This window comes from Micropruina sonneratiae, from assembly GCF_025972045.1.
Taxonomy (GTDB): domain Bacteria; phylum Actinomycetota; class Actinomycetes; order Propionibacteriales; family Propionibacteriaceae; genus Micropruina; species Micropruina sonneratiae.
The window spans coordinates 161,447-187,802 of sequence record NZ_JAPDHX010000005.1 but is presented as its reverse complement, the minus strand read 5'-3'; the positions used below and the strand labels follow the sequence as shown (position 1 = coordinate 187,802).

The window sequence follows — 26,356 nt, the reverse complement described above, 5'->3', positions numbered from 1 at the left end:
GCATGAGGGATATGCGTCGTTTGACGCAAACCACCTGACAAATGTGTGAGAGTTGTTTTGCGTAAATCGTCAGCAATGCTATTCAGTCGTGGATGCGCGAGGAGCTCAGCCGCAACGTCATGTCCGGGTCGCGGTGATCGAAGAACTGGCTGGCGCCCAGATCCAGGGCCGCGACGGTGGCCAGTTCGTCCTCGGTGAGGGTGACCGATTCCATGGCGCTCTCCTGTCGTCGGGCTCGTGCGAGGGGCGGCACGACGACAGTAGTGTGCGCCCACGAGCAACGGTCGCGCGAGGCTGTTCCGACCGGAGCCGACGGAAGGAGGACCACCTCGAGGCCACCTGACAACCGTTTCCGGACGGGTGGATCAGGTTGAGCCCGTACCGTCGTCAGCAGCGAAGGAGGCATCCGATGAAGGTCGTGCTCGCACCGGATTCGTTCAAGGAGTCGATGTCGGCCGCCGAGGCGGCCGCGGCGATGGCGCGCGGCGTCCGGGCGGTGTACGCCGATGCCGAGTGCGTCGAGGTGCCGATGGCCGACGGCGGTGAGGGCACCGCCGAGGCGCTGGTGGACGCCCTGGGCGGACAGTGGCGCGAGGTCGCCACAGTCGACGCGCTGGGTCGTCCGATCACCGCCCGCTATGGGCTCACGCCCGACGGCCTGGCCGTCATCGAGGTGGCCGCCGCTGTCGGCATCGGCCTGATCCCGCCCGCCGAGCGGGAGGTGATGGCCTCCTCGTCGGCCGGGGTGGCCGACCTGGTCCGCGACGCCCTGGACGCGGGCGCCACGCACGTCATCGTCGGACTGGGCGGGTCAGCCACCACCGACGGCGGCGCCGGCCTGCTGGCGGGGCTGGGTGCGGTCTGGCTGGACGCCGACGGCGTCGCGCTGGCGGCCCACCCCGAGGCGCTGACCCGGCTCGACCGGGTCGACCTGACCGGTCTCGACCCGCGACTGGAGCGGGTGGAGATCGAACTCGCCTGCGACGTGACCAACCCGCTGCTGGGGCCGTCGGGCTCCGCCGCCGTGTTCGGACCGCAGAAGGGGGCGAGCCCCGAGCAGGTGCCGGTGCTGGACGGCGTCCTGACCAGGATCGCCGACGCCCTGGTCGCGGCCGGACGTGCCGACGTACGTGAGGTGCCCGGTGCCGGCGCGGCCGGCGGGCTCGGGGCGGCGTTCCTGTCGCTGGGCGGACGCCGCCGCAGGGGCGTCGAGGTGGTCGCCGAGGCCGCGGGCCTGGCCCGGCACGTCGCCGGCGTCGACCTGGTGCTCACCGGCGAGGGTTCGATCGACTCGCAGACGCTGGCGGGCAAGACCCCGGCGGGCGTGGCCGAGGTGGCCGCGGCGTCCGGGGCGCCGGTGATCGCCTTCGCCGGACGGCTCGGCGAGGGTGCCGAGGAACTGGTGGGCAACGGCTTCGCCGCCGTGGTGTCGATCACCACCGGTCCGTGCGATCTGGCCACGGCGCTGGCCGACGGCCCGGCGAACCTCGAGCGTGCGGTCGCCACCGCACTGCGGCTGTACCGGCTGGGCGCGACCCGGTGACCGGCCGACTAACCGACGATGCTGCCGCCCCAGTGGACGAAACCTGTCGTGCTGGGTCACAGGCTGCTCCACGAATCGAGCCTGGTTGAACGTGCCTGCACGACACCGCAGTCATCGCTGTCCGGACGGTCGAATCCGCAGGTCGACACCAACAGCGCACTGGTGCGGGCGCTGTCGCTGCGGACGCCGATCGAGCTGCCGAACCTGGCATGTGCCTTCGGGCTGCCGGGAACGCCCGGCGAGCTCTGCGTGATCAGCCGGTAACCGCCCTTGTCGAAGCTGGTCACCGTCAGTGAGCCGGCGTACTTCACCTTCCCCACCTGGTCGTACAGCGCCGCCACGACCACGTCGTAGGAGGCGCTGCGGGTCAGGCCGCGGGCGAACGCCACACTCGACCCGAAGGCGTCTTCGTACCGGGCGATGCCCGGGGACCACGTACAGCCGGCCCTCCGTACCGAAGGACGCTTCACCGGTTGGCCGGAGCTGACCCCCGGACACCGCATCGGCGCAGCCGTCGCCCTCGAGCTCGCCCAGCGCCGCCGCGGAGAGGCTGACCGACCTTTCGACGTTCGGGTCGAGATCCCTCGCACCGATCAGTACCTCGACGACGACGGTCACTGCTGCATGTCGACGAAGCGGCTGTAGTGGCCCTGGAACACGGTCTGAATGGTCGCGGTCGGCCCGTTGCGGTGCTTGGCGACGATGAAGTCGGCCTCGCCGACCCGGTCGGAGTCGCGGTCGTAGGCGTCCGCGCGGTGCAGCAGGATCACCATGTCGGCGTCCTGCTCGAGCGAGCCGGATTCGCGCAGGTCGGACAGCATCGGCTTCTTGTCGGTGCGCTGCTCGGGGCCACGGTTGAGCTGTGACAGTGCGACCACCGGCACCTCGAGCTCCTTGGCGAGCAGCTTCATCTGCCGGCTGAACTCCGACACCTCGAGCTGTCGGGATTCGACCTTCTTGCCCGAGGTCATCAGCTGCATGTAGTCGACGATCACCAGCTTGAGATCGTTGCGCTGCTTGAGCCGCCTCGCCTTGGCCCGGATCTCCATCATCGTCAGGTTCGGGCTGTCGTCGATGAACAGCGGCGCGCTCGACACCTCGCCGGTCTTGCGCGCGATCCGCTGCCAGTCGTCGTCGGAGAGCTGCCCCTTGCGGATGTGGTTCAGCGCCACCCCCGCCTCGGCCGAGATCAGTCGCTGCACGATCTCGGACTTGCCCATCTCGAGTGAGAAGAAGCAGCTGGTCAGCTTGTTCTTGATGGATGCCGCACGGGCGAAATCGAGCCCCAGCGTCGACTTACCCATGCCGGGGCGGGCGGCGACGATGATCATCTGCCCGGCGTGCAGGCCGTTGGTCAGCTCGTCGAGGTCGGCGAACCCCGTCGGCACCCCCGACATCACGCCGTGCTGGCTCAGCGATTCGATCTCGTCGAGGGTGCGCTCCATCAGCGCGCTCAGCGGCTCGTAGTCGTCGGACGTCTTGCCGTCGGCCACCTCGAAGATCGCCTGCTGCGCCCGGTCGACGATGTCGGACACCTCGCCACCGCCGGTGTAGCCCATCTGGCTGATCTTGATCGACGCCTCGACCAGCCGGCGCAGCACCGCCTTCTCCTTGACGATGTCGGCGTAGAACGACGCGTTCGAGGCGATCGACACGCTCTGCAGCAGGTCGTGGAGGTAGATGTGACCGCCGACCTTGCCGATCTCACCGCGCTTGGTCAGCTCATCGGCGACCAGGATCGTGTCGGCCGGTTCGCCGCGTCCGTACAGGTCGATGATCGCGTCGAAGATCTGCTCGTGCTTGGGCAGGTAGAAATCGCGACCGCGGACGATCTCGGCGACGTCGCCGATGGCGTCCTTGCTCAGCAGCATCGCCCCGAGCACCGACTGCTCGGCCTGGACGTCCTGCGGCGGCGTCCGGTCGACCTGACTGAACTCGCGCGGATCGTCCTCGTACGGGGGGAGCGACGCGACTGACATTTCCCTCCCTGGAGCGCGAACCATCCCTACAGCGGGCACGTTAGCCGTGCACGCTGACAGAACCGGTTGAGTACCGGCGACAGCTCTGCGTTTGGTCGTACAAAAGTTCGATAGTGGTACTGCTCATGACCGCCACCCAGTCCGATCTGCGCGGCGGTAGAAGCCGACGATAGACCCGCCCTCGGGCCAGCGTCCAACGGGGGTTATCCACAGGAACGACTTTTCGTTGTGGATTCTGTGGAGGCACGCCGTGCAGCCTGTGTACGACGCGCCGAAGCTGCGGTGGATGAAAACTCGATGGTCCCCAGAACAAGCCATTGACTAGGGTATTTAACATGTCATTCATGTGAGTTTCACCTTAATGGACGCTGAGTAGGAGTCTGTCGGGTCCACTTGACAACGAACCCGGTGAGGGGTGTGGCGCCGGCTGCACCCAGGTTGTCCACACTGTGTCGCAGCCGCCGCATACCCGTAGGGGGTATAGTGACAAGGGTCGATGAGAAGCGCCTTTCACCACGGGAGATCAAATGTCACAGACGTCCCACGACGCCCTCTCCCCCAGTGGCAATGCTGACGTCTCAGCAGAAGTCTCGCACGGCTATCTGAGCAGCAAGGACGATTACCTGAAGCGGCTGCGGCGGATCGAGGGCCAGGTCGGCGGACTGTCGCGCATGGTGGCCGACGAGCGCTACTGCATCGACATCCTCACCCAGGTCTCGGCCACCACCAGGGCGCTGGAATCGCTCGCCCTGGAACTTCTCGACGACCACCTGCGGCACTGCGTCGTCCGGGCCGCGAAGGCCGGCGGCGAAGAGGCAGAGACCAAACTCACCGAAGCACGGGCGGCCATCGCCCGGCTCGTCCGTTCCTGAACCGAAGGAGAAATCGTGCAGAACACCTACACCGTCGAGGGCATGACCTGCGGCCACTGCGTCGCCGCCGTGACCGAGGAGGTCAAGGCCATCCCCGGCGTCACCGACGTCGACGTCGTCCTCGAGGGCGGACGCCTCACCGTCACCTCGGACGCCCCGGTCGACTTCGACAGGATCGTCGAGGCCGTCGCCGAAGCCGGCGACTACACCGTCGCCTGACCCCGCACGGGCCGATCCCGGCGCGAGCGGTCGGGCGGCGCCGCCCCAGACCACCACGTCGAAGAACGAAGCCATGACCATCAGCGACACCACAAGCACCGGCCACACCACGATCGAGCTCGACATCGACGGGATGACCTGCGCCTCGTGCGCGGCCCGGATCGAGAAGAAGCTCAACAAGGTGGACGGCGTGACCGCCTCGGTCAACTACGCCACCGAGAAGGCGAAGGTGCTCGCCGAGGCACCGATCCCGGTCGGCGACCTGATCGCCGTGGTCGAGAACGCCGGCTACCACGCGGCCCTGCCCGATCCGGCCAGGCCCGAGGTCGATCACGCCGCCGAACTGCGCTCTCGGGTGATCGTGAGCGCCGTCCTGGCCGTGCCGGTGATCGCCCTGGCCATGGTGCCGGCCTGGCAGTTCCCGGGCTGGCAGTGGTTGTCGCTGCTGCTGACCGTGCCGGTCTACGGCTGGGCGGCGCTGCCGTTCCACCGCTCGGCACTGGTCAACGCCAGGCACGGTGCCACCACGATGGACACCCTGATCAGCCTCGGCACCACCGCCGCCTTCGGCTGGTCGCTCTACGCGCTGCTGTTCACCCACGCCGGCATGATCGGCTTCACCCACGGCTTCGAGTTCGTCCTCGACCGTGGCTCGGGCGGCGACAGCATCTACTTCGAGGCCGTCGTGGCCATCGTCACCTTCCTGCTGCTCGGACGCTGGTTCGAGGCCCGCTCGAAGCAGCGAGCCGGCGAGGCCGTCCGGGCGCTGCTGACGCTCGGCGCCACCGAGGCCACGCTGCTCCGCGGCGGCGTCGAAACCCGGGTGCCGGTGGACTTCCTCAAGCCGGGTGACGTGTTCGTCGTCCGGCCCGGCGAGAAGATCGCGACCGACGGCGAGGTCGTCGAGGGCTCCTCGGCCGTGGACGCCTCGATGGTGACCGGCGAATCGGTTCCGGTCGACGTCACCGTCGGGGACGCGGTGACCGGCGCCACCGTGAACGCCAACGGACGCCTGCTGGTGAAGGCCACCCGGGTCGGCGCCGACACCCAGCTGGCCCACATCGCCCGGCTGGTCGAACTCGCCCAGACCGGCAAGGCCAACGTGCAACGCCTGGCCGACCGGATCAGCGCGGTGTTCGTGCCGGTCGTCATCGGCCTGTCCGGGCTGACCCTGCTGGGCTGGCTGCTGGCCGGGGCCGGCTTCGGCTTCGCGGCCTCGGCCGCGGTCGCGGTGCTGATCATCGCCTGCCCGTGCGCGTTGGGCCTGGCCACCCCGACCGCGCTGCTGGTCGGCACCGGCCGCGGCGCCCAGCTCGGCATCGTGATCAAGGGTCCCGAGATCCTGGAACGCACCCGCGATGTCGACACCGTCGTGCTGGACAAGACCGGCACCGTCACCACCGGCACCATGACCGTCGTCGACACCGTCGGGCGAGCGGAACCGGGGGAGGGTCAGGAGTGGCTGCGGCTGGCCGGGGCGGCCGAGTCGGCGTCCGAGCACCCGATCGCCCGGGCGATCGCCGCCCACGTCGGCTCGGACGCGGCGGTCACCGACTTCGAGAACCTGCCCGGACGCGGCGTCCGCGCCACGGTGGAGGGCCACGAGGTGCTCGTCGGCACCCCCGCCCTGGTCGGGCTGGACGTCGACGCCCCGGGCCCCGCACAGGCTGCGCTCGACGCCTTCGTCGGCGCGCAGGCGCAGGGCCGAACCGCCGTCCTGGTGGCGATCGACGGCGAGGTGCGCGGCCTGGTCGCCGTCGCGGACGCCGTCAAGGACACCTCGGCGGACGCCGTGGCCGGGCTGAAGCAGCTCGGGCTCACTCCGGTGCTGCTCACCGGCGACGCCCGCCGGGTCGCGGACGCCGTGGCCGCCGAGGTCGGCATCGAGCGGGTCATCGCCGAGGTGCTGCCCGCGGACAAGCTGGCCGAGATCCGCCGGCTGCAGTCGCAGGGCCACCGGGTGGCGATGGTGGGCGACGGGGTCAACGATTCGGCCGCGCTCGCCCAGGCCGACCTGGGCATCGCCATGGGCACCGGCACCGACGCCGCCATCGCGGCGTCCGACCTGACGGTGATGCAGGGCGACCTGCGGCTGGCCGGCACCGCGATCCGCCTCTCCCGGGCCACCCTGGCCACCATCAAGGGCAACCTGTTCTGGGCGTTCGCCTACAACGTGGCCGCGATCCCATTGGCCGCCCTGGGCTTCCTCAACCCGATGATCGCCGGCGCGGCGATGGCGCTGTCGTCGGTGTTCGTGGTGCTGAACAGCCTGCGCCTGCGCCGGTTCGCGCGGCGGGGCTGAGGTCCCCATCGGTCAACTCCGGACGCCGAGGGTGGGCCTCGACAGGCCCGACCTGCGTGGGCTAGTGCAGCCGCCCGCCGAGCCGTGGCCGGCCCAGGTCGGGCTTCAGGTGGGCGCTGACCGCGACCGGGCGTCCGGCCATCAGGTCGGTGTAGATGCCCAGCATCTCCGACGCCTGCCGCTCGATCGTCCAGCGGCCCGCCAGCTCACGGCTGCGGTCGGCTGCGCGGGTGGCGAAGGCCGGATCCTTCAACTGCCGCAGCATCGACATGATCGCCTGGCTCAACGACACCATGTTCTGCCGGGCCACCAGCGCGTTCACGCCCGGGTCGACGACCAGGTTCAGCTCCGGGTCGACCACCACCAGCGGCAGTCCGCACAGCGCCGCCTCGTGCAGCACCAGCGCCTGGGTGTCGGTCAGCGACGGGAAGACGAACACGTCCGAGCCGGCGTAGTAGGCGGCCAGCTCCTCGTGCGGCACCCGGCCCACCAGCCGCACCCCGCCACCGCGGGACGCCCGCAGCATCCGACGCCGCAACGACTGGGTGGTCTCGTGGAAGTCACCGACGATCATCAGTTCCGCGTTCGGTTCGAAGTCGCGGACCAGCTCGAAGGCGTCCAGCAGCAGCTCCAGCCCCTTCTCGGGCGACACCCGGCCCACGTACAGCAGCCGTGGCCCCCGTCCCGGCGGCAACGGTGCGCGCGCCGGCAGCGGGTCGGCGCCGTTGGGCACCACCCTCACCTTGGCGCCCGGCGACAACTCGAGCACCCGTTTGCCGGTCTTGTCCGACGGCGTGGTCACCAGGTCGGCGGTCGCCAGCATGTCGGACGCCGCCTGCAGCAGCTCCAACTGCGCGCCGCCGCGCCGCGGGCGCTTCAGCCGCAGCTTGCGCAGCTTCTCCCACGGCTTGGATTCGGCCCGGGCGGCGAACAGGCGGTAGGCGGCGTTCAGGAACGGTCCGAGGTGCCAGTAGTGCTCGGCGTAGGCCTCCAGGTCGGTGTGCCAGGTGACCACCAGCGGCCGGTTGGCGCGCTGCGCTACCCACATGCCCAGCAAACCCACCCCGCCCAGGCCGTGCACATGCACGATGTCGGGCGGATCGGCCACCAGCTGCGCCAGCCGGAACTCCAGGTCCTTGCCCAGCGACAGCCGGATGCCGGCCCCCGGGATCGGCACCGACGGCATCCGGATCTCCCGGCGGTGCGGGTTGCCGGCCAGCGGGTTGGGACCCTTCGCCTCGGGGGCCACCAGCAGCACCCGGTGCCCGGCGGCCAGCACCTGCGACTCCAGGAACTGCACCGCGTACAGCAGCCCCGAGTGCGCCGGGCCGTAGTTGTCGGTGAACTGCGCGACCGTCAGCGGACGCCCGGCGGCTGTGGGTGCGTTGGTGCCGGCGTCGACGGTGACCCGGGGGAATTCGAAGGTCATCGGGTTGTCGGCGTCCGGCTGGGCGGGCTGATCGTCGGCCATGCCCGACAGGTTATCGCCGTCGCCCGGCGGGCCCGGCCGCTACCGGTGCAGCGAGCCGTAGGTGCGCCGGGCGTTCTCGAGCGCCGCGACGTAGCCGGCCCGGGCCTGCGACGTGCCGTCGGCGTCCGTCGGCACCGCCAGCAGGCCGCGGAAGTCGTCCAGGGAGTGGAAGCCGCGCCGCGACATCCACTCCGCCAACCCCTCCAGCAGCACCGCGGCGTAGCCGGCGCCGTGCCGCACCAGGGCCGAGGTGGACATCACCACATCGGCACCGACCAGCAGGTACCGGACCAGGTCGGATGCCTCCTCGACCCCCGAACTGGCGGCCAGTGACGCGTCGGTGTGCCGCGACAACGCCGCTATCCAGGTGCGCGGCAGCCGTCCCTCGAACCGCGACGACAACGCCACCGACGGACGCACCGCCATCACCTCGACGTCGACCTCGGGTTGCAGGAAGCGGTTGAACAGCACCAGCCCGGACGCCCCGGCCTCGACCAGCCGCAACGCCAGGTTGCCCGGCGAGGAGAAGTACGGGCTCAGCTTCACCGCCACCGGCAGCCGCACCGACTCGCACACCGCGGACACGATGTCGACGTGCCGCTGCTCCACGGCTTCGCCCGACATGGTCAGGTCGCCGGGCACGAAGTAGATGTTCAGCTCGAGCGCGGCGGCGCCGGCGTCCGCCAGCTGCCGGGCGATGGCGGTCCAGCCGCCCATGCTGGCGCCGTTCAGGCTGGCGATCACCGGCACGTCCACCGCCGAGGCGGACGCCTCCAGATGCCGCAGGTAGGCGTCGGCCACACCGCGCTCGGTGTCGTCCACCCCCGGGAAGTAGCTCAACGCCTCGGCGAACGACTCGTCGTGCTGCTCTTCGAGGGCGGCGTCGCGGGCCTGTTCGGCCCGCACCTGCTCCTCGAACAGCGAGTACAGCACGACCGCCCCCACCCCGGCTCCGGCCAGCTCCCGGACGCCGTCGACACCGGTCGACAGCGGCCCGGCCGAGGCGACCAGCGGGCTGCGCAAAGCCAGCCCCAGATAGTCCGTGTGCAGGTCCATGACGCCCCTTCCCGCCGGCCTCAGCGTGCGTCGGCGGCGAACATCGCCGCCGGCCTCGAGGCCAGCTCCTCGTATTCCGCCCAGCGCCGGTTCACCTGGTCCTGGCCGAACGCCAGCATCCGCTCCGCCTCTTGCGGGTGGCTGTTGGTGAGCATCCGGAACCGCAGCTCGCGGTCGTGGTAGTCGCGCAACGCGATCCTCGGCCGCGGAGAGTCGAGCAGGAACGGGTTCCGGTTCGCCTCGCGCAGCACCGGGTTGAACCGCATCAGCGGCCAGTGCCCGGAGTTGACCGCGCGGTACTGCTGGTCGAGGCCCTGCCGCATGTCGATGCCGTGGGCGATGCAGTGGCTGTAGGCCAGGATCAGCGACGGCCCGCGATACATCTCGGCCTCGCGGAACGCCTTCAGCGTCTGCTGCGGGTCGGCCCCCATCGCCACCCGGGCCACGTACACGTTGCCGTAGGCGATGGCCTGCATCGCCAGGTCCTTCTTGTAGGTGGTCTTGCCGGCGGCGGCGAACTTCGCCACCGCCCCCACCGGGGTCGACTTCGACGACTGCCCGCCGGTGTTGGAGTACACCTCGGTGTCGAGCACCAGCACGTTCACGTCGCGGCCCGACGCGAGCACGTGGTCGAGCCCGCCCGAGCCGATGTCGTAGGCCCAGCCGTCACCGCCGACGATCCACACCGACCGGCGCAGCAGATGGTCGGCGACGCTGCGCAGGTCCTCGACCAGCCGCAGCCGCTCCGGCTGCAGCGCGGTCGCGGGCGGCACCTCGGTGCTGGTCTCCGCCTCGGGGGCGACCGGCTGGCCGCGGCGTCCGGTCAGTTCGACGTCGGTGCCGGGGTCGGTCATCACCAGCGGGAAGGTCACCGTCACGTGCTGCGGCGACAGCCCGGTGGTCAGCATCTCGTCGAGCAGGACCTTCAGCGCCTCGACCCGGGCGCGCTGGTGGGACAGCTCCGACTCGTACTGCTGCGGCGCGCCCAGCACCAGCTCGACCAGGTCGTCGCCCAGCTCGGGACGCAGCGCGTCCAGGCGCTGCCGGGCCAGGTCGGTCTGCAGGTCGGCGGCGAGCCGCAGCCCCAGGCCGAACTCGGCGTTGTCCTCGAACAGCGAGTTCGACCAGGCCGGCCCCCGGCCGTACTTGTCGCTCGACCACGGGGTGGTGGGCAGGTTGCCGCCGTAGATCGACGAGCAGCCGGTGGCGTTGGCGACGCTGCTGCGGCCGCCGAAGAGCTGGGTGAGCAGCTTCAGGTACGGCGTCTCGCCGCAGCCGCTGCAGGCGCCGGAGAACTCGAACAGCGGCTGCAGGAACTGGGTGCCGCGCACGGTCGCGAAGTCGACCCGGGACCGCTTGTTCACCGGCAGGGTCTCGAAGAAGGCGACGTTCTCGCGCTCCTGGGTGCGATCCAGCACGGGGGCCAGGTTGATCGCCCGCCGCTCGGGTGCCTTGATGGGCGTGACCGGGCAGGCCTCGACGCACAGGCCGCAGCCGGTGCAATCCTCGGCGTACACCTGCAGGGTGTAGCGCGAGCCGGGGAAACCCGCGGCGTTCAACGGGGCCGACTGGAAGTGCTCCGGGGCGCCCTCCAGCTCATCGGCCTTGTAGTACTTGGCGCGCAGCACGGCGTGCGGGCAGACGAAGGCGCAGTTGCCGCACTGGATGCACGCCTCGGCGTCCCATTCGGCGATGACGTCGGAGATGTTGCGCTTCTCGTACTTCGTGGTGCCCGAGGGGTAGCTGCCGTCCACCGGCAGCGCCGAGACCGGCAGCGCGTCGCCGAGGCCGGACAGCATCGCGCCGGTCACGGTGCGGACGAAGTCGGGGGCGTCCGCCGGCACCGGCGGCAGCCGTTCGGCGTCGCCGACCGGCTCGGCGGGCACCTCGACGCGGTGCAGCGCCGCCAGGGCGGAGTCGACGGCGGCCTCGTTGCGCGCCACCACGTCGGCACCCTTGCGCGCGTAGGTCTTGCGGATCGCCGCTTTCACCTTCTCGATCGCCAGCTCGGGTTCGAGCACCCTGCTGATCGCGAAGAAGCACGTCTGCAGCACCGTGTTGGTGCGGTTGCCCATGCCGGCGGCCCGGGACACCGCACCGGCGTCGATGCTCCACAGCTCGATCCCGAGCTCGATGATCCGCTGCTGCATCGACCGCGGCAACGCCCCGAACACCCGCTCGGTGGGGTAGGGCGAGTTCACCAGCAGCACCGTGCCGGGCCGGGCGAACTCGAGCACGTCGACCCGCTCCAGGATCGAGAAGTGGTGACAGCCGATGAACCCGGCCGCGTTCACCAGGTACGGCGCCTCGATCGGACGCGGCCCGAACCGCAGGTGCGACACGGTGCGCGAGCCGGACTTCTTCGAGTCGTAGACGAAGTAGCCCTGCGCGAACACGCCGGGCTCGGAGCCGAGGATCTTGATCGTATTCTTGTTGGCCCCGACCGTGCCGTCGGAGCCCAGCCCGTAGAACACCGCCCGGTGGGTGTCGGCGTGCTCCAGGTCGAGATCGGCCGCGTACGGCAACGACAGCCGGGTGACGTCGTCGTTGATCCCGATCGTGAACCGCGGACGCGGCACGTCGCCGGCCAGCTCGTCGTAGATCGCCACCACCATCGGCGGCGTGAACTCCTTGGACGACAACCCGTAGCGGCCGCCGATCACCAGCGGCATGGCGGCCCCATCGCGGGAATGCGCCTCGCCCAGCGCCGACAGCACGTCCAGAAACAGCGGCTCACCGCCCGAACCGGGCTCCTTGGTGCGGTCGAGCACCGCGATCCGGCGTACGGACGCCGGCAGCGCCGCCAGCACCTGCTCGGTCGGGAACGGCCGGTACAGCCGCAGCTGCAGGCAGCCGACCCGGCGGCCCTGCGCGGTCAGCGCGTCGACGGTGTGCCGCACCGTCTGGGCGCCCGAGCCCATCACCACGATCACCTGGTCGGCCTCGGGGTGGCCGTGGTAGTCGACCAGGCCGTAACGGCGTCCGGTCACCGCGGCGAACTCGTCGAGGCATTCGGCGACGATGCCGGGCACCGCCGCGTAGAACGGGTTCACCGTCTCGCGGGACTGGAAGTAGGTGTCCGGGTTCTGCGCGGTGCCCCGGATGATCGGGTGCTCCGGCGACAGCGCCCGGCGGCGGTGCTCGCGCACCAACTCCTCGGGCACCAGGGCCCGCAGGTCGTCGTCCGACAGCATCTCGAGCGTGTTCAGCTCGTGGCTGGTGCGGAAGCCGTCGAAGAAGTGCAGGAACGGGATCCGGGAGCGCAGCGTGGCGGCCTGAGCCACGGCGGCCAGGTCGTGCGCCTCCTGCACCGAGGCCGAGGAGAGCAGCGCGAAACCGGTCTGCCGCACCGCCATCACGTCCTGGTGGTCGCCGAAGATGCTCAGCCCCTGCGCGGCCAGCGAACGGGCCGCGACGTGGAACACCGTCGAGGTGAGCTCGCCGGCGATCTTGTACATGTTCGGGATCATCAGCAGCAGCCCCTGCGAGGCGGTGAAGGTGGTGCTCAGCGCCCCACCCTGCAACGCGCCGTGCAGGGTGCCGGCCGCGCCGCCCTCGGACTGCATCTCGATCACCGTCGGCACCGTGCCGAAGATGTTGCGCCGGCCCTGCGCGGACCATTCGTCGGCCAGTTCGGCCATCGTCGAGCTGGGCGTGATCGGGTAGATGCTGCACAGCTCGTTGAGCCGGAAGGCGACGGATGCGGCGGCCTCGTTGCCGTCGATGATGGCTTTCATTTCGGCTCCGGGATCATCTCGATGGCGTGCACCGGGCACTGCTCGAAGCAGGTGGCGCAGCCGGTGCATTTGGCGTAGTCGAAGCGGTAGCGGTGGCCCTTGCCGAGCTTGACGATGGCGTCCTCGGGGCACGACCCGAGGCAGCCGTCGCACTCGAAGCAGTTGCCGCAGGACAGGCAGCGGGCCGCCTCGACGTGGGCCTGCTCGACACCGAGCCCGCCGTGGATCTCGTCGAAGTCGGTGACCCGGTTGGCCGGGTCGAGCTCGGGCTGGGTGCTGCGCCGGTTGTCGCCGAAGTACCACAGGTTGAGCGTCTCGAACGCGGCCAGCGGATGCTTGTCGGCGTCGTCCAGCACCCGGCTGGCCAGCCAGGCGTCGATGGTCCGCGCGGCGCGCTTGCCGTGCCCGACGCCGACCGTCACGGTGCGTTCCGAGGGCACCGCGTCACCGCCGGCGAAGATGCCCGGCACGTCGGTCATCAGGGTGCGTGGATCGACCTGCACGACGTCGCGGTCGAAGCGGATGCCGGGGATGGCTTTCAGGAAGCCCGAGTCGGCCTCCTGGCCGAGGGCGAGGATCACCGTGTCGGCCTGCAGCGTCTCGAACCGGCCGGTGCCGACCGCGCGCCCGTCGTCGTCGAGTTCCATGATCTCGACGGTCATCGCGTCGCCCTCGTCGACCGACGAGATGGTGCGCAGCCAGTTCATCGTGACGCCCTCGGCCTGGGCCTCCTCGCGTTCGGAGACGTGGGCCGGCATCTGCTCGGCGGTGCGCCGGTACACCACGATCGACTCCTCGGCACCCAGCCGGCGGGCCACCCGGGCGGCGTCCATGGCCGTGTTGCCGCCGCCGTAGACGGCGACCCGGCGGCCGATCACCGGACGCCCGCCACTGGCCACGTCGCGCAGGAAGCTGACCGCGTCGACGATCCGCGAGGCGTCCCGGGTGGGAATGTCGACCCGCTTCGACAGGTGCGCGCCGATCGCCACGAAGACCGCGTCGAAGCCGCCCTGCGCCTGCTCGGCGAGCAGGTCGGTGACCCGGTGGTCGGTGACTATCCGGACGCCGAGGTCGACCAGCCGGGCGACCTCGGCGTCCAGTACGGCCCGCGGCAGCCGGTACTCCGGGATGCCGTAGCGCATCATCCCCCCGGGCGCGGCCGAGGCGTCCCGGATCTCCACCGCGTGGCCGAGCATTGCGAGCTGGTAGGCCGCCGACAGCCCCGACGGCCCGGCGCCCACCACCAGCACCCGGCGTGAGGTCGGTGGGCGGTGGGCGCTGAACCGCCAGCCGCGCTCGATCGCCAGGTCGCCCAGATAGCGCTCCACCGAATGGATCGACACCGCCCCGTCGAGCTCGATGCGGTTGCAGGCCGACTCGCACGGGTGGTAGCACACCCGGCCGTGGATCGCCGGGAAGGGGTTGTTGCGGGTCAGCTCCCGCCAGGCCGCCTCGTCGTCACCGGCCTTGACGAGCCGCAGCCACTCCTGGATGTTCTCACCGGCAGGGCAGGCGTTGTTGCACGGTGGCAGCAGGTCGACGTAGACCGGCATCCGGGTGCGGATGGGGCCGACCCGGCCGACCGACTCGGCCAGGTCGGGCAGGTGGGTCATGTCGAGGCGCAGGGGCTCGCTCATGGCGTCCTCTCAACGGTGAGTTACGCCCTTCACGCTACGCCCGCAACACCCGCCGCACAGGCGGTTCGGCAGGCTGCTACCGGACTCTGTCGGCCGGCACCGACCAGGTGTTGCAGGCGCCCAGTTCGGACGCCGCCAGGCCCTGCGCTCCCCAGTACTTCTGCGCCTTCACCGAACCGTGCCCGACCGGATCGTCGGTGCTGCCCCACACTTCGCGGAAGTAGCTGTGGTCGTCGACCGTCAGCGCGAAGCTGGGGACCGACACGAACAGGTAGTACGTCATGCAGAACACCTGCAGCTCGATGCGCCGGGTGATCACCGCGTCTCTCTCGCTCAGGCCGCGGGAGGCGTCCAGGATGCCCACCATGCCCTGGACGTGGTGGGAGTACTCGTGGATCACCACGTCGGCCACCACGAGTCGCCCGTAGATCCGGTCGCGGTACACCTGGTCGGAGAGGTAGATGGTCTGATCGCCCTCGCAGTAGAAGGCGTAGGCGTCGGTCTGGGTGCCGCAGCTGGAGTCGACGTGCTCGTCGTAGAAGACGTGCTCGACCTCGGTGAACTCGCCGCCGGCGCTCTCGACCAGCGGCCGGTAGATGACGGCCAGGCAGGTCAGCAGGTCGGCCACCTGCTCGGTGTATTCCGGCCTGGTCTTCGGCTCCTCCACGCTGGGGCAGCGGCCGGTCGGCGACAGGTCGTACAGCGGGTTGTCGGTCAGCGGATCGCCGGTCGTCGACGTGCCGGAGGGTTGCGGGCCGGCGGTGGGCCGGCCCCTCCCGGTGCCGGACGCCGTCGGCTCGGCGGCGGACAGCGGGAACCACTGCTGTAGGCCCGCCAGCGTGACGGTCAACGCCAGTGCGAGCACCAACAGGAAGCCGCCCAGCCCGGGCGCGCGCCGCCGGCGCGCCGCCGGCAGCGGCTGGAAGTGCGAGGACCCGACCGGAACACCCGCCCTGGTCGCCGGGCCGGAACCGAAGCTGGCCGGAAGGCGGTGGGCGGCGTCCCAGCCGTCGCCTCGGTGCAGCGGGTCGGTCACGGCTCAACGATAGGTGACCGCGCCCACCCCCAATTCCAGTTGCCGGTCACAGCGGGCGATGACGTCCGGGTCGTGGGTGATCACCAGCAGCGGCAGCCGTCCCATCGAGCTGAACACGTCGTCGAGCAGCGCCTCGGCGGTGACCGCGTCCAGGTGCTCCGAGGGCTCGTCGAGGACGATCGCCTGGAAGTCGCCGGCGAACAACCGCGACAGTGCCAGCCTTCGGGCCTCGCCGCCGGACAGGGTGGCGCCCTGCTCGCCGACCACACGGGCGGGGTCCAGGCCGAGCCCGGCGGCGGCGAGGGCCTCGGCGATGGCGGCATCGTCGGCGTCGCGGTTGCCGATCCGGACGTTCTCGGCGATCGAGGTGGCGAAGATGTGCGCGTCCTGGGCGAGGTAGCCGACCCGTCCGGTCACCCGGACGCCGCCCGCCTTCGGCGGGATGAGGCCCAACACGGTGGCGGCCAGGGTGGTCTTGCCGGTACCCGAGGGGCCGACGACCGCCACGCTCTCGCCCGGCTCGACGACCAGGTCGATCCCGTCGTGCAGGACCGGACCGCCCGGCCAGCCGATCGCCAGGCCGTCGAGCACGATCGGGCCCGGCACGAGGGCGCCCGTGGGCAGTTCGCGATCGCCGGCGCCGACCGGTTCGGCGTCCAGCACCTCGCGGACGCGGCGCAACGCCGCCAGCGCCCGGGTCGCACTTTGGCCCGCCTGGGTGAGGGTGGCCAGCACCTCGTGCAACGCCAGCGGGGTGAGCACCAGCACCGCCAGCATCACCGGCTGCAGGGTGCCTGCCGCCACCTGTGGGCCGCCGATCAGCAGCGCGGCGATGACCGCCACCGCGGCGGCGAGCACCTGGCAGCCCGACGCCACCCCGCGCACCCAGGCGCCGCGTTCGTCCAGCCGGCGCAGCCGGTCGTCCACCGCCAGCACCCGCTCCAGCTGGGTGTCGGCGGCGCCGTAGGCGACCAGGTCCGGGGCGGTGCGGGCCAGCTCGTGGACGCCGGCCGCCAGTTCGCCGCGGGTGGGGGCCGTGGCGGCGTCCCAACGCCGCGACACGCGCTGCGCCAGGGCGGGCACCAGCGCCCCGCCGACCAGCGCCGACCCCACCAGCACCACCGCGGTGGCCGGCGAGAGCACCGCGAATGCGGCGGAGGTGGCCACGATCACCAGCGACGCCGACACCCCCGGCACCAGGAAGCGGACCACCAGGTCCTGTACGGCCTCGACGTCGCTGATCACCCGGGCCAGCAGGTCGCCGCGCCTGGTGCCGAGCAGGGTGGTGCGGGCGAGGTGGGTGTAGGTGTCGAGCCGCAGGGCGCTCTGCAGCCGCAGTGCGACGTCGTGACCGACCAGCCGCTCCAGATAGCGGAACAGGCCGCGGCTGATGCCGAAGACCCGCACGCCGATCGCCGCAACCTGCAGGTACAGCACCGGCGGGTGTTCGGCCGCCCGCGAGAGCAACCAGGCCGAGACCGCCATAAGGGCCACCGAGGAGGCGCCGGCGCCGAACGCCAGCAGGGTGGCCAGCGCGGTGCGGCCGACCGCGCCCGGCACCGGGGCGAACAGCCACCGCCAGCCCGGGCCGCCGCTCGCCGCCCGCGCCACCGTCATGGCAGCAGGATAGGCGAGCGGCCAGGGTCGTGCTGCGGCTGCACGTTGCGCAGTACCCTTGCCGGCAACCGGCGCGAGGGGAGCTCCGGGAGAGGACAGCGATGACTCAGCCGCCCAATCCGCCCAGCGGAGGCTCGCCGCAGCAGCCCGGCGGGTGGACGCCGCAGGGCGATGACGCCGCCAGACCCGGTTGGCAGACCGACCCCACCCAGCAGTTGCCGGCGGGCCAGCAGTACCCGCCCACCCGGCCGATGCCGGCGCAGGGGCAGAACCCCGACGGCTGGGGACAGACCCCGCAGGCCGGCGGCCAAACCGGCTACGGCGCGGGCGGCCAGTACGGCACTGCCGGCCAGTACGGCCCGCCCGGCCAGTACGGCCCGCCCGACCAGTACGGCCCGCCCGGCCAGTACGGCCCGCCGGGTGCCGGTGGTTTCGGCGCCCCGCCCACACCGCCGCCCGCCCCGCCCGGGGCCGGTGGCGGGGGCCGTAATCCGCTGCCCGTGATCATCGGCATCGTCGCCGGTGTGATGGTCCTCGGCCTGGTGGCCTGGTGGATGTTCCTGCGTCCGGCCGGCACCGCCACCCCGACCCCCAGCGTGGCGACGACACCGGCCGGCACGGCTTCGCCCAGTGTCGCACCGCCGTCGGTGCTGATCACCCCCACCTCCTCGCCCACGGCGTCCGGCCTGCCGAGCGCGTCGACCGGCAGCCGCAGCCCCAGCGCCGGGCCCTCGGGCAGTGCGGCGTCCGAATGCAGCGACGAGCTGACCACGGTGCAGTGCCAGTGGGCGGAGTACCTGGCCAAGTTCCTGGTGATCGACAGCTGCCGGCCGGACAGCAGCGACACCGCCCGCAGCGCCTTCAGCTGCAGGGCGAACCCGCGCGGCACCCTGGACGGCACCGCGACGGTCACCATGCGTTGGGCGAGCAGCAACAAGGACCTGACCGCGCTGATGACCGACTTCTTCTCCCGGGCCGGGGTCGCCAAGAGCAGGATCGGCAGCAACTGGAAGAACCCGCCGGCCCACACCAACTGGTGGTACAACGATTCGCCGAAGACGATCCGGGGCAAGCTCGGTTCCGCGGACGCCAAGGACGGCACCGGCCGGATCGCCTGGACGTTCAGCAAGCAGCTGTTCTACATCGAGGCCGTCTCCGAGGGTGACGACGCCGAGAAGCTGCTCGACTGGTGGTCCGCGGACTGATCCTCAGCCGGCCGGGCTGAGCGGGATCAGCCGGTCGGCCCGGGCGATCACGGCCGGCCGGTGCGACACCGCCAGCACCGTCGCGCCGAGCCCGCTCAACGCGTCCAGGACGGACGCCTCGGTGGCGCCGTCCAGCCCGGCGGTGGGCTCGTCCAGAACCAGCAGGTCGGCGCGTCCGCTGCGCACCCGCAGTGCCGCCCGGGCGACGGCGACCCGGCGCCGTTCGCCCGCTGACAGGCCCTCGCCGTCGTCGCCCACCTCGCGCCGGGGGTCGAGGCTGCTGCCGCCGGCCAGGTCGAGGCAGTGCCGCACCTCGTCGTCCGGCGCTGCGGCGTCCCCGAGCCGGACGTTGTCGGCGATCGTGCCGTTGACCATGCCCGGGTTCTGGCCCACCCAGGCGATCCGTCCGCGCCGCTGGCCGGCGTTCGCCTCGCGGCCCTCGAGCAGGAACCGTCCGGCGCCGGCCGGGACGAACCCCATCAGCGCATGCAGCAGGGTGGTCTTGCCCACCCCGGAGGTTCCGGTCAACACGGCCAACTCGCCGCGCCGCACCTGCACGGACACGTCGTCGAGCACCGGTGCGGCACTGCCGGGGTAGGCCACGGTGAGGCCGTCGATGCGCAGCAGGTCCGGCTGTCCAGGTCGGACGCCGGCGGCGGGTGGCTCGACGGGCACGACGGGCTCCCGCCCAGCCGGCGCAGCCCCCTCGATGATCGCGAAGGCCGACTCGGCGGCCGCCATGCCGTCGGCGGCGTCGTGGTAGTGGACGCCGACCTGACGCACCGGCAGGTACACCTCCGGCGCCAGGATCAGCACGAAGAAGGCGGTGGTCAGGTCGAGCTCGTGGAAGACCACCCGGAAGCCGATCGCGACCGCGACGATCGCCACCGACAGGCTGGCCAGCAACTCGAGGATCAGCGCCGACAGGAACGAGACCCGCAGCGTGCCCATCGTCTCGCGGCGGTGCGCCGCCTCGGAGCGTTGCAGGCCCTGGGCCTGCGCCCGGGCCCGGCCGAACACCTGCAGTGTGGGCAGGCCGGTGATCAGGTCGGCGAAATGGCCCGCCAGCCGAGTCTGCACCCGCCAGCGCTTGCGGGTGCGGGCCTCGGTCGTCCAGCCGACCAGGGCCATGAACACCGGGATCAGCGGCACCGTGCACGCGACGATCAGCGCCGAGGTGAAGTCGGCGGTGAGGATCGCCACCCCGATGATCAGTGGCACGGTGAAGGCCAGCACCAGTTGCGGCAGGTACTTGGAGTAGTACCCGTCCAGGGCGTCCAGGCCCTGGGTCAGCAGCGTCACCACCGACGCGGTCGACGGCTCCGCGGCGACCGGGTCGGCGAGCCGGGCTGCCAGCACGTCACGACGCAGCCGGGATTTGACCGCCGCCGCCGCGCGGTGGGCCAGCCACTGGTTCAGCCAGGCCAGCACCGCCTTGCCGGTGAACACCGCGACGAGGGTCGGGACGGCCCAGCCCAGCACGCCGAGGGTGTGGGTCTCGAAGATGGTGCCGAGCGCCGAGGCCAGCGCCCAGGCCTGGACGATGGTCAGCACCGCCGTCAGCGATCCGACCGCCACCCCGGCGACCAGGTAGGCCAGCGTCGCCCGGCCGCGCCGCAGCAGGCGCGGATCGAGCGGACCCCGGCGTGCCCCCTCGGCGGCAAGGGTCACGGGATGGGTTCGCGCTGCGGGCTGTCGTCGGGAATGTTCGCGGTGCTCAGCCGGCGCCGGAACACCCAGTACGACCAGGCCTGGTAGCCGAGCACGATCGGCACGAAGACCACGGCCGCCCAGGTCATGATGGTCAGCGTCAGCGGGCTGGCGGACGCCGTGACGATGTTCAGCGGGGCGTCCATCGTCGAGGAGTTGTCGAAGCCCAGGTCGGGGTACATCCGCAGGAAGATGCCGATGGCGATCACCGCCGTCGAGACCGCGGTGCCGATGAACGCCCAGCCGTCGCGGTCGGCGCGCACCATGTACCAGGCCATCACCAGCCCGCCGGCGGCGACCACCAGCAGGATCCAGCCCGGCACTCCGGTTCCGTAGGCCAGGTTCGACCACAGCAGCCAGGCGCCGCCGGCGCCGATCACGCCCAGGCCGATCTTCTCGGCGAACGCCTTGGCTCGCTGGTGGATCTCCCCGCGGGTCTTCAGCGCGATGAAGATCGCGCCGTGGAACAGGAACAGCGCCACCAGTACCACACCGCCGAGCAGCGCGAACGGGCTGAACAACGACCAGAAGCCGCCGGTGAAGACGTGCACGCCCTGGCGTCCGTCGGCCACCTGCACCGGCAGGCCGATGACGAAGTTCGAGAAGCCGACGCCGAACACCAGCGACACCACGAACGACCCGATCGAGGCGCCCCGGTCCCAGCCGTACTTCCACGACTGCTCGGGCCGCTTCGCCCGGTACTCGAAGGCGAGGCCGCGCACGATCAGGGCGATCAGGATCAGGAACAACGGCAGGTAGAGGGCCGAGAACAAGGTGGCGTACCAGCCGGGGAACGCCGCGAACGTCGCGCCGCCGGCGGTCAGCAGCCACACCTCGTTACCGTCCCAGACCGGGCCGATGGTGTTGACCAGGACGCGACGCTCCTTGTCGTTGCGGCCCAGGTAGGGGATCAGCATGCCGACCCCGTAGTCGAAACCCTCGAGCACGAGGTAGCCGATCCACAGCACGGCGATCAGCCCGAACCAGACCAGCTGCAGGGTGGTGGGTTCAACAGTCATCGAAGCTCACCCTCTCTCAGTACGCGAAGGACAGCACGTCGTCGTCATCGGTGACCTGCTCGACGGGCTCGACGTCGGGCAGGCCCAGCCGGATGTACTTCAGCAACAGCCGCACCTCGATCACGGCCAGCGCGCCGTAGACCAGGGTGTAGCCGATCAGGCTGATCAGGACTTCCGCGGCACTCACCCCCGGCGACACCGCCGCCGAGACCGGCAGGGTGCCGGAGACGATCCAGGGCTGCCGGCCCATCTCGGTGAAGATCCAGCCGAACGAGTTCGCGAACAGCGGACCCAGTGGGGTGAGCACCATCAGCCACGTCCACCACCGCCGGTTCGGCGGCAAACCGTCCTTGCGCAGGAACCACAGCGCCAGCAGGGCCACGGCGATCGAGGCCATCCCCAGGCCGATCATCAACCGGAAACTCCAGTAGGTGACCGGGATGATCGGAGTGTGGGTATCGACGCCCCAGGCGCGCATGTGCTCGGCGTAGGCCTGCTGTAGCTTGTTGTCGGGGTCGACCAGCTGGCCGTCGGCGTAGGCGGCCTTGAGTTCGTTGATGCCCTGCACCTTGCCGTCCCAGGTGCCGGTGGCCAGGAACGACAGCAGGTGGGGAACCTCGATCACGAAGATCGGCCGCGATCCGTCGAGGGTGCCGATGGTGAGGATCGAGAACGGTGCGCCGGAGCCGTCCCCGCCCGCGGTCTCGTACAGCGCCTCCGCGGCAGCCATCTTCATCGGCTGCACCTGCGTCATGATCTTGCCCGACTCGTCGCCGGTGAGCACGAGGCCGACGCCGGAGACCATCATGGCCACCGCGGCGAAGACGGCTGCGAAGCGGTGCGCGGCCAGGGTGTTGTCGGGCTTGGCCGGGGCGGGGTCGCTTGTCGTCGCGTCGGTGGCCGCCGCGTCCTCGGCGGTGGACTCCGCCACGGCGTCCGCGGCCCGGTCGGCCCGGTTCAGCTTGGCCAGGTGCCAGCCGGAGACGGCCAGCACCAGGGCGGACGCCGTCAGCCACGAGGCCATCAGCGTGTGCGGCAGGGCCCACAGCAGCACCGGGTTGGTGAGCACCGCGCCGAAGTCGGCCATCTCGGCCCGGTCGGTGACCGCGTTGTAGACCGCACCCTGCGGGTTCTGCATGAACGAGTTGGCCGCCAGGATGAAGATCGCGCTGATGTTGCTGCCGATCGCGGCGAGCCAGATGGCGAGCAGGTGGATCTTCTTGGGCAATCGGTCCCAGCCGAAGATCCACAGGCCGAGGAAGGTCGACTCGAGGAAGAAGGCCAGCAGTGCCTCGAAGGCCAGCGGGGCCCCGAACACGTCACCGACGAAGCGGGAGTATTCGCTCCAGTTCATCCCGAACTGGAACTCCTGCACGATCCCGGTCACCACACCCATGGCGAAGTTGATCAGGAAGAGCTTTCCGTAGAACTTGGTCAGCCGCAGGTACTTGTCGTCACCGGAGCGGAACCAGAGCGTTTGGAAGATCGCCACGATGATCGACAGGGCCAGGGTGACCGGCACGAAGAACCAGTGGTAGACCGTCGTGATGCCGAACTGCCACCGGGCGAGGGAGACCGGATCCATGCGGGCAATGTACTACTGGGTGTCGTAGAGGGGCAATCAAGGCTTAGGATCGGTCCGTGCCCGTGTTCGGCGAACTGGAACAGGCCGTGATGGACGTGCTGTGGTCGAGTCCCGCGGCTCTGTCCGTGCGCGAAGTGCAGGGTGCCCTGGCCCGCGACCGCGAGTTCGCCTACACCACCGTGATGACCGTGATGGACCGGCTCGCCAAGAAGGGCCAGCTGCGGCGCGACCTGGACGGCCGGGCCTGGCGCTACCAGCCGAGCCAGTCCTGGGCCGAGCTCGCCGCCGACGAGATCATGACGCTGCTGCAGTCCGGTCCCGCCGACCAGCGCCGCCAGGTGCTGGACGCCGTCCGCGACCGGGTCGGCTGAGTCTCGGGGGTGCGCCGGCCCCCCGTCAGCGGGCTCGATAGCTCTCGACCGCGTTGCGGTAGGCCAGGTCGGCGGCCACCTCGAGCGCCTCGTCGAGGTCGAGCCGGTGCTCGGCGACCAACCGGGCCAGATAGCCGGCGTCGATCCGCCGGGCCAGGTCGTGCCGGGCCGGGATCGAGCAGAACGCCCGGGTGTCGTCGACGAAGCCGGACATGTTGGAGAAGCCGGCCGTCTCGGTGACGTCCTCGCGGAACCGGCGCATCGCCTCGGGCGAATCCAGGAACCACCACGGTGCCCCCAGCTTCATCGCCGGGTACACGCCGGCCATCGGGGCGAGCTCGCGGGAGTAGACGTCCTCGTCGATGGTGAAGGCGACGAACCGGAAGCCCGGGTGGTGGCCGAAAGCGTCCAGCATCGGCCGCAGGGCTCGGGTGTACTCGACCGCGACCGGGATGTCGTAGCCCTTGTCGGGGCCGAACAACGCCGTCATCCGGGTGGCGTGACCGCGTGCGACGCCGGGGTGCAGCTGCATCACGAGGTGGTCCTCGGCCGCCATCGCCGCGGTCTGGAACAGCATGTGCGCGGTGAACGCCGCCGCCTCGGCGGGGGTGACCGGGTCGTCGGCGTCGGCCCGCAGGGCCTTGGCGAACAGGCGGGCCGCGTCGGCGTCCGGCAGCGGGGTGGTGTCGGGCAGGTACGGGCCGTGGTCGGTGGCGGTGCCGCCGGCGGCGGCGAAGCGCTGCCGCTGGGTGCGCAGGGCGTCGAGGTAGCCGGCGTAGCCGGTCGCCTCCACGCCGGCCGCCTCGGCGGTGCGCCGGACGTCGGCGGCGAAGGTGGGCGAGTCCAGGGTGTAGACCGGGTCGGGCCGGAAGGTAGGCAGGATGCGACCGGCGAAGCCTTCTCGGGCCAGCAGTTCGTGGTACTCCAGCGACGCCCAGGCGGGGTCGGTGGTGGCGATCACCTCGATGCCGAAGCGGTCCAGCAGGGCACGCGGCCGGAACGCGGGATCGTCGATGGCGCTCTGCACCTGGTCGTAGATGGCGTCGGCGGTGTCAGGGCCGGGACGCTGCGTGACCCCGAAGATCTCCACCAGCACGGTCTCCATCCAGAACCGGGTCGGGGTGCCGCGGAAGTGCTTCCAGCCGGCGCAGAACCGGCGCCAGATCGCCCGTGGGTCGGCCTCGGCCGGCAGCGAGCCCTCCAGCGATCCCACGCCGAGCTCGGGCAGCGATACGCCCTGGCTGACCAGCATCCGCAGCAGGTAGTGGTCGGGCACCACCAGCAGCTGGGCGGGGTCACCGAAGTGGGTGTCCTGCGCGAACCACTCGACCGGAACGTGGCCGTGCATCGAGACGATCGGCAGGTCGCGGGTGGTGGCGTACAGTTCGCGCGCGATTTCGCGGATGACCGGATCGGCGGGCAGTGCCCGGTCGGGGTTCAGCGTCCACGGCTCGGTGGTGGGGCTGGCAGTCATGGCGACGGTCTCCTCGAGGTCAGACATCGGTGGACTTGATGGTGGGGACGGCCTTGTCGATCAGGTCTGGCCAGACGTGATCGTAGGAGTGACCGGTCAGTTTCTCGACGACCTCGCGGGTCTCGGGGGTGACGTCGGCCTTGGCGCCGCCGGCGGTCAACCGGTCGAGTTCGCTGCGCAGCACCTCGTGGGTGCGGGCGTTGAGGTGGAAGAAGCGCGAGGTGATCAGGGCGATCAGGATCAGCGCCATCGGCAGGAACACCACGACGTTGGTGATGGTGTGCTGGGCCAGTTCGGTCTGCACCAGCGGGCAGTCGGCGGTGCAGGAGGGGTTGATCGGGACGCCGCCGGCGGTGCCCGGTTTGATGAAGCCGCCCAGGTCGAGCAGCCACGACACGATCAGCGTCGCGACCGCGCCGGTGGACTTGCGGGTGAAGGTCTGGTAGGCGGTGCCGACGATGATCAGCAGCACGACCGTCGAGGCCGGCTTGAACAGGTAGATGGCGCCCAGCGACAGCAGGCTGGCGATGATGATCGTGAAGGACAGCCCCCACAGGAACTTCGGACCCTTGCGGACCATCATGAAGCCGGCGGCGATGGTGACCGGCAGGCCGACGATGGACAGCGCCTGCAGCGTCAGGCCGAACGACTCGCTGCCCTGCAGGGAATACACCACGAAGAAGGTCAGCGCGGTGGCGAAGATGTCCTTGCCGGTGAACGAGCACAGGTAGATGGTGAGCAGTTTGACGAAGCTGTTGTTGGTGAAGGTGGAGCCGAAGTCTTTGAGGTTCTGCTTGATCAGTTCACCCAGCGGCAGCTTGGGCCGCGACTCGAGTTCGGCGACGAACTCGGGAGTGAGCGTGCGCTCCCAGGTGGTGAAGTACGTGGTCGCGACGGCCGCGGCGAACAGCACCGAGAAGATCAGGCCCGTGTACAGGTAGGCATTGGGGTCGTTCGTCGCCTTGATCTGGGCCGGAATGAAGAACACCAGGAAGGTGCCGGTCGCGGACAGGAACATCCGCGCCGAACTGAGCTTGGTGCGCGAGGTGTAGTTGTCGGTCATCTCGGTGGGCAGCGTCTCCCACGGGATCAGGATCACCGCCATGATGATCTCGATGGCGAGGTAGACCAGCAGGTAGTACCAGAAGCCCTGGTGCGACACCCACAGCAGCGGGAAGACCAGCAGCAGCGCGGGTGCGCCGATCAGCAGGAAGAAGTGCCGGCGTCCGTACTTCTGGCCCAGCTTGTTGCGGTAGAAGTTGTCGGTCAGCGGGCCGATCAGCAGGCTGATCACCGCGTCCACGATGCGTGCGACGAACAGGATGGTGCCCGCCTCGACGGCGCTGACGTTGCCGTAGGTGGTGAAGAAGTACAGCATCAGGCCGCTGATGATGGTGTTCCAGCCGCCGCCCATCAGGTCGAGGACGCCGAAGCCGATACTGCGGGCCAGGGTGATCGGTTTGGGGGTGTAGACCCGCCGGTCGGAGTAGTCGGTCGGTGTGCTCACGTCGTTGTGCCTTTCC

20 protein-coding genes are annotated in these 26,356 nt (G+C 70.6%); 6 read left to right on the top strand and 14 right to left on the bottom strand.

Annotated features, from left to right (window positions below; genetic code table 11):
• Positions 1-82 precede the first annotated feature (82 nt).
• Positions 83-214 (bottom strand): hypothetical protein, encoded by a 132-nt coding sequence (locus OIE40_RS13815; protein WP_264703140.1) that lies wholly within the window; start codon positions 212-214, stop codon positions 83-85.
• Positions 215-409: 195 nt separating this feature from the next.
• On the opposite strand from OIE40_RS13815, the gene OIE40_RS13810 reads away from it, so the two are divergent.
• On the top strand, positions 410-1,543 hold the full coding sequence (locus OIE40_RS13810; RefSeq protein ID WP_264703138.1) for a glycerate kinase: 1,134 nt from the start codon (positions 410-412) through the stop codon (positions 1,541-1,543).
• A gap of 56 nt (positions 1,544-1,599) precedes the next feature.
• Here OIE40_RS13810 and OIE40_RS13805 read toward each other — a convergent pair whose 3' ends face one another.
• Positions 1,600-1,932: a hypothetical protein gene (locus tag OIE40_RS13805; RefSeq protein WP_264703136.1), complete on the bottom strand. Its 333-nt coding sequence runs from the start codon at positions 1,930-1,932 to the stop codon at positions 1,600-1,602.
• Between the two features lie 225 nt (positions 1,933-2,157).
• Complete coding sequence (gene dnaB, locus OIE40_RS13800) at positions 2,158-3,522, bottom strand: replicative DNA helicase (protein ID WP_264703133.1); 1,365 nt, start codon at positions 3,520-3,522, stop codon at positions 2,158-2,160.
• A 527-nt stretch (positions 3,523-4,049) separates the two neighbouring features.
• Between dnaB and OIE40_RS13795 the strand changes: the two genes are divergently transcribed.
• From OIE40_RS13795 to OIE40_RS13785, 3 genes are all read left to right on the top strand, one after another.
• Entirely contained in the window at positions 4,050-4,394 is a 345-nt protein-coding gene (locus OIE40_RS13795; protein WP_264703131.1) for a metal-sensitive transcriptional regulator, read from the top strand.
• A 15-nt stretch (positions 4,395-4,409) separates the two neighbouring features.
• The gene (locus tag OIE40_RS13790; RefSeq protein WP_264703129.1) at positions 4,410-4,613 is read left to right on the top strand and encodes a heavy-metal-associated domain-containing protein; all 204 of its coding nucleotides are present in this window, start codon (positions 4,410-4,412) and stop codon (positions 4,611-4,613) included.
• 73 nt (positions 4,614-4,686) lie between these two features.
• Complete coding sequence (locus OIE40_RS13785; protein WP_264703127.1) at positions 4,687-6,915, top strand: heavy metal translocating P-type ATPase; 2,229 nt, start codon at positions 4,687-4,689, stop codon at positions 6,913-6,915.
• Between the two features lie 61 nt (positions 6,916-6,976).
• Here the strand turns inward: OIE40_RS13785 and OIE40_RS13780 are convergent, their stop codons facing one another.
• From OIE40_RS13780 to cydC, 6 genes are all read right to left on the bottom strand, one after another.
• Complete coding sequence (locus OIE40_RS13780; protein WP_264703125.1) at positions 6,977-8,386, bottom strand: glycosyltransferase; 1,410 nt, start codon at positions 8,384-8,386, stop codon at positions 6,977-6,979.
• Positions 8,387-8,425: 39 nt separating this feature from the next.
• Positions 8,426-9,442 carry a dihydroorotate dehydrogenase-like protein gene (locus tag OIE40_RS13775; protein WP_264703123.1) on the bottom strand — a complete coding sequence of 339 codons (1,017 nt, stop codon included), beginning with the start codon at positions 9,440-9,442 and terminating at the stop codon, positions 8,426-8,428.
• Between the two features lie 20 nt (positions 9,443-9,462).
• The gene (nifJ, locus tag OIE40_RS13770) at positions 9,463-13,179 is read right to left on the bottom strand and encodes a pyruvate:ferredoxin (flavodoxin) oxidoreductase (RefSeq protein ID WP_264703121.1); all 3,717 of its coding nucleotides are present in this window, start codon (positions 13,177-13,179) and stop codon (positions 9,463-9,465) included.
• Positions 13,176-14,816, bottom strand: coding sequence for an NAD(P)-binding protein (locus OIE40_RS13765; protein ID WP_264703120.1), 1,641 nt, complete (start codon positions 14,814-14,816; stop codon positions 13,176-13,178). Before OIE40_RS13765 ends, nifJ begins: the two co-directional genes overlap by 4 nt.
• A gap of 76 nt (positions 14,817-14,892) precedes the next feature.
• Positions 14,893-15,852 carry a neutral zinc metallopeptidase gene (locus tag OIE40_RS13760; protein WP_264703118.1) on the bottom strand — a complete coding sequence of 320 codons (960 nt, stop codon included), beginning with the start codon at positions 15,850-15,852 and terminating at the stop codon, positions 14,893-14,895.
• Between the two features lie 3 nt (positions 15,853-15,855).
• Positions 15,856-17,469, bottom strand: coding sequence for a thiol reductant ABC exporter subunit CydC (gene cydC, locus OIE40_RS13755; RefSeq protein ID WP_264703116.1), 1,614 nt, complete (start codon positions 17,467-17,469; stop codon positions 15,856-15,858).
• 101 nt (positions 17,470-17,570) lie between these two features.
• Between cydC and OIE40_RS13750 the strand changes: the two genes are divergently transcribed.
• Positions 17,571-18,674, top strand: coding sequence for a hypothetical protein (locus tag OIE40_RS13750; protein ID WP_264703115.1), 1,104 nt, complete (start codon positions 17,571-17,573; stop codon positions 18,672-18,674).
• A gap of 3 nt (positions 18,675-18,677) precedes the next feature.
• Here the strand turns inward: OIE40_RS13750 and cydD are convergent, their stop codons facing one another.
• The 3 genes from cydD to OIE40_RS13735 form a co-directional block, all read right to left on the bottom strand.
• The gene (gene cydD, locus OIE40_RS13745; RefSeq protein WP_264703431.1) at positions 18,678-20,273 is read right to left on the bottom strand and encodes a thiol reductant ABC exporter subunit CydD; all 1,596 of its coding nucleotides are present in this window, start codon (positions 20,271-20,273) and stop codon (positions 18,678-18,680) included.
• A 68-nt stretch (positions 20,274-20,341) separates the two neighbouring features.
• Positions 20,342-21,403, bottom strand: a complete 1,062-nt coding sequence (cydB, locus tag OIE40_RS13740; protein ID WP_264703114.1) for a cytochrome d ubiquinol oxidase subunit II — start codon at positions 21,401-21,403, stop codon at positions 20,342-20,344.
• A 16-nt stretch (positions 21,404-21,419) separates the two neighbouring features.
• Positions 21,420-22,988 (bottom strand): cytochrome ubiquinol oxidase subunit I, encoded by a 1,569-nt coding sequence (locus OIE40_RS13735; protein WP_264703113.1) that lies wholly within the window; start codon positions 22,986-22,988, stop codon positions 21,420-21,422.
• 56 nt (positions 22,989-23,044) lie between these two features.
• Here OIE40_RS13735 and OIE40_RS13730 point away from each other — a divergent pair, with 56 nt between their 5' ends.
• Entirely contained in the window at positions 23,045-23,359 is a 315-nt protein-coding gene (locus OIE40_RS13730; RefSeq protein WP_264703111.1) for a BlaI/MecI/CopY family transcriptional regulator, read from the top strand.
• Positions 23,360-23,384: 25 nt separating this feature from the next.
• On the opposite strand, the gene uxaC is transcribed toward OIE40_RS13730, so the two are convergent.
• Positions 23,385-24,860: a glucuronate isomerase gene (gene uxaC / locus OIE40_RS13725; RefSeq protein WP_264703109.1), complete on the bottom strand. Its 1,476-nt coding sequence runs from the start codon at positions 24,858-24,860 to the stop codon at positions 23,385-23,387.
• Positions 24,853-26,340: an MFS transporter gene (locus OIE40_RS13720; protein ID WP_264703108.1), complete on the bottom strand. Its 1,488-nt coding sequence runs from the start codon at positions 26,338-26,340 to the stop codon at positions 24,853-24,855. The genes uxaC and OIE40_RS13720 overlap by 8 nt, the downstream gene beginning before the upstream one ends.
• Positions 26,341-26,356: the final 16 nt, after the last annotated feature.

Bases quoted from the DNA above. Each gene is read 5' to 3' on its own strand.
- cydB (WP_264703114.1), bottom strand. From the start codon at position 21,403: ATGACTGTTGAACCCACCACCCTGCAGCTGGTCTGGTTCGGGCTGATC.
- uxaC (WP_264703109.1), bottom strand. From the start codon at position 24,860: ATGTCTGACCTCGAGGAGACCGTCGCCATGACTGCCAGCCCCACCACC.
- OIE40_RS13785 (WP_264703127.1), top strand. From the start codon at position 4,687: ATGACCATCAGCGACACCACAAGCACCGGCCACACCACGATCGAGCTC.
- OIE40_RS13810 (WP_264703138.1), top strand. From the start codon at position 410: ATGAAGGTCGTGCTCGCACCGGATTCGTTCAAGGAGTCGATGTCGGCC.
- cydC (WP_264703116.1), bottom strand. From the start codon at position 17,469: ATGACGGTGGCGCGGGCGGCGAGCGGCGGCCCGGGCTGGCGGTGGCTG.
- OIE40_RS13775 (WP_264703123.1), bottom strand. From the start codon at position 9,442: ATGGACCTGCACACGGACTATCTGGGGCTGGCTTTGCGCAGCCCGCTG.
- OIE40_RS13765 (WP_264703120.1), bottom strand. From the start codon at position 14,816: ATGAGCGAGCCCCTGCGCCTCGACATGACCCACCTGCCCGACCTGGCC.
- dnaB (WP_264703133.1), bottom strand. From the start codon at position 3,522: ATGTCAGTCGCGTCGCTCCCCCCGTACGAGGACGATCCGCGCGAGTTC.
- OIE40_RS13750 (WP_264703115.1), top strand. From the start codon at position 17,571: ATGACTCAGCCGCCCAATCCGCCCAGCGGAGGCTCGCCGCAGCAGCCC.
- OIE40_RS13780 (WP_264703125.1), bottom strand. From the start codon at position 8,386: ATGGCCGACGATCAGCCCGCCCAGCCGGACGCCGACAACCCGATGACC.
- OIE40_RS13815 (WP_264703140.1), bottom strand. From the start codon at position 214: ATGGAATCGGTCACCCTCACCGAGGACGAACTGGCCACCGTCGCGGCC.
- nifJ (WP_264703121.1), bottom strand. From the start codon at position 13,179: ATGAAAGCCATCATCGACGGCAACGAGGCCGCCGCATCCGTCGCCTTC.
- OIE40_RS13795 (WP_264703131.1), top strand. From the start codon at position 4,050: ATGTCACAGACGTCCCACGACGCCCTCTCCCCCAGTGGCAATGCTGAC.
- OIE40_RS13735 (WP_264703113.1), bottom strand. From the start codon at position 22,988: ATGGATCCGGTCTCCCTCGCCCGGTGGCAGTTCGGCATCACGACGGTC.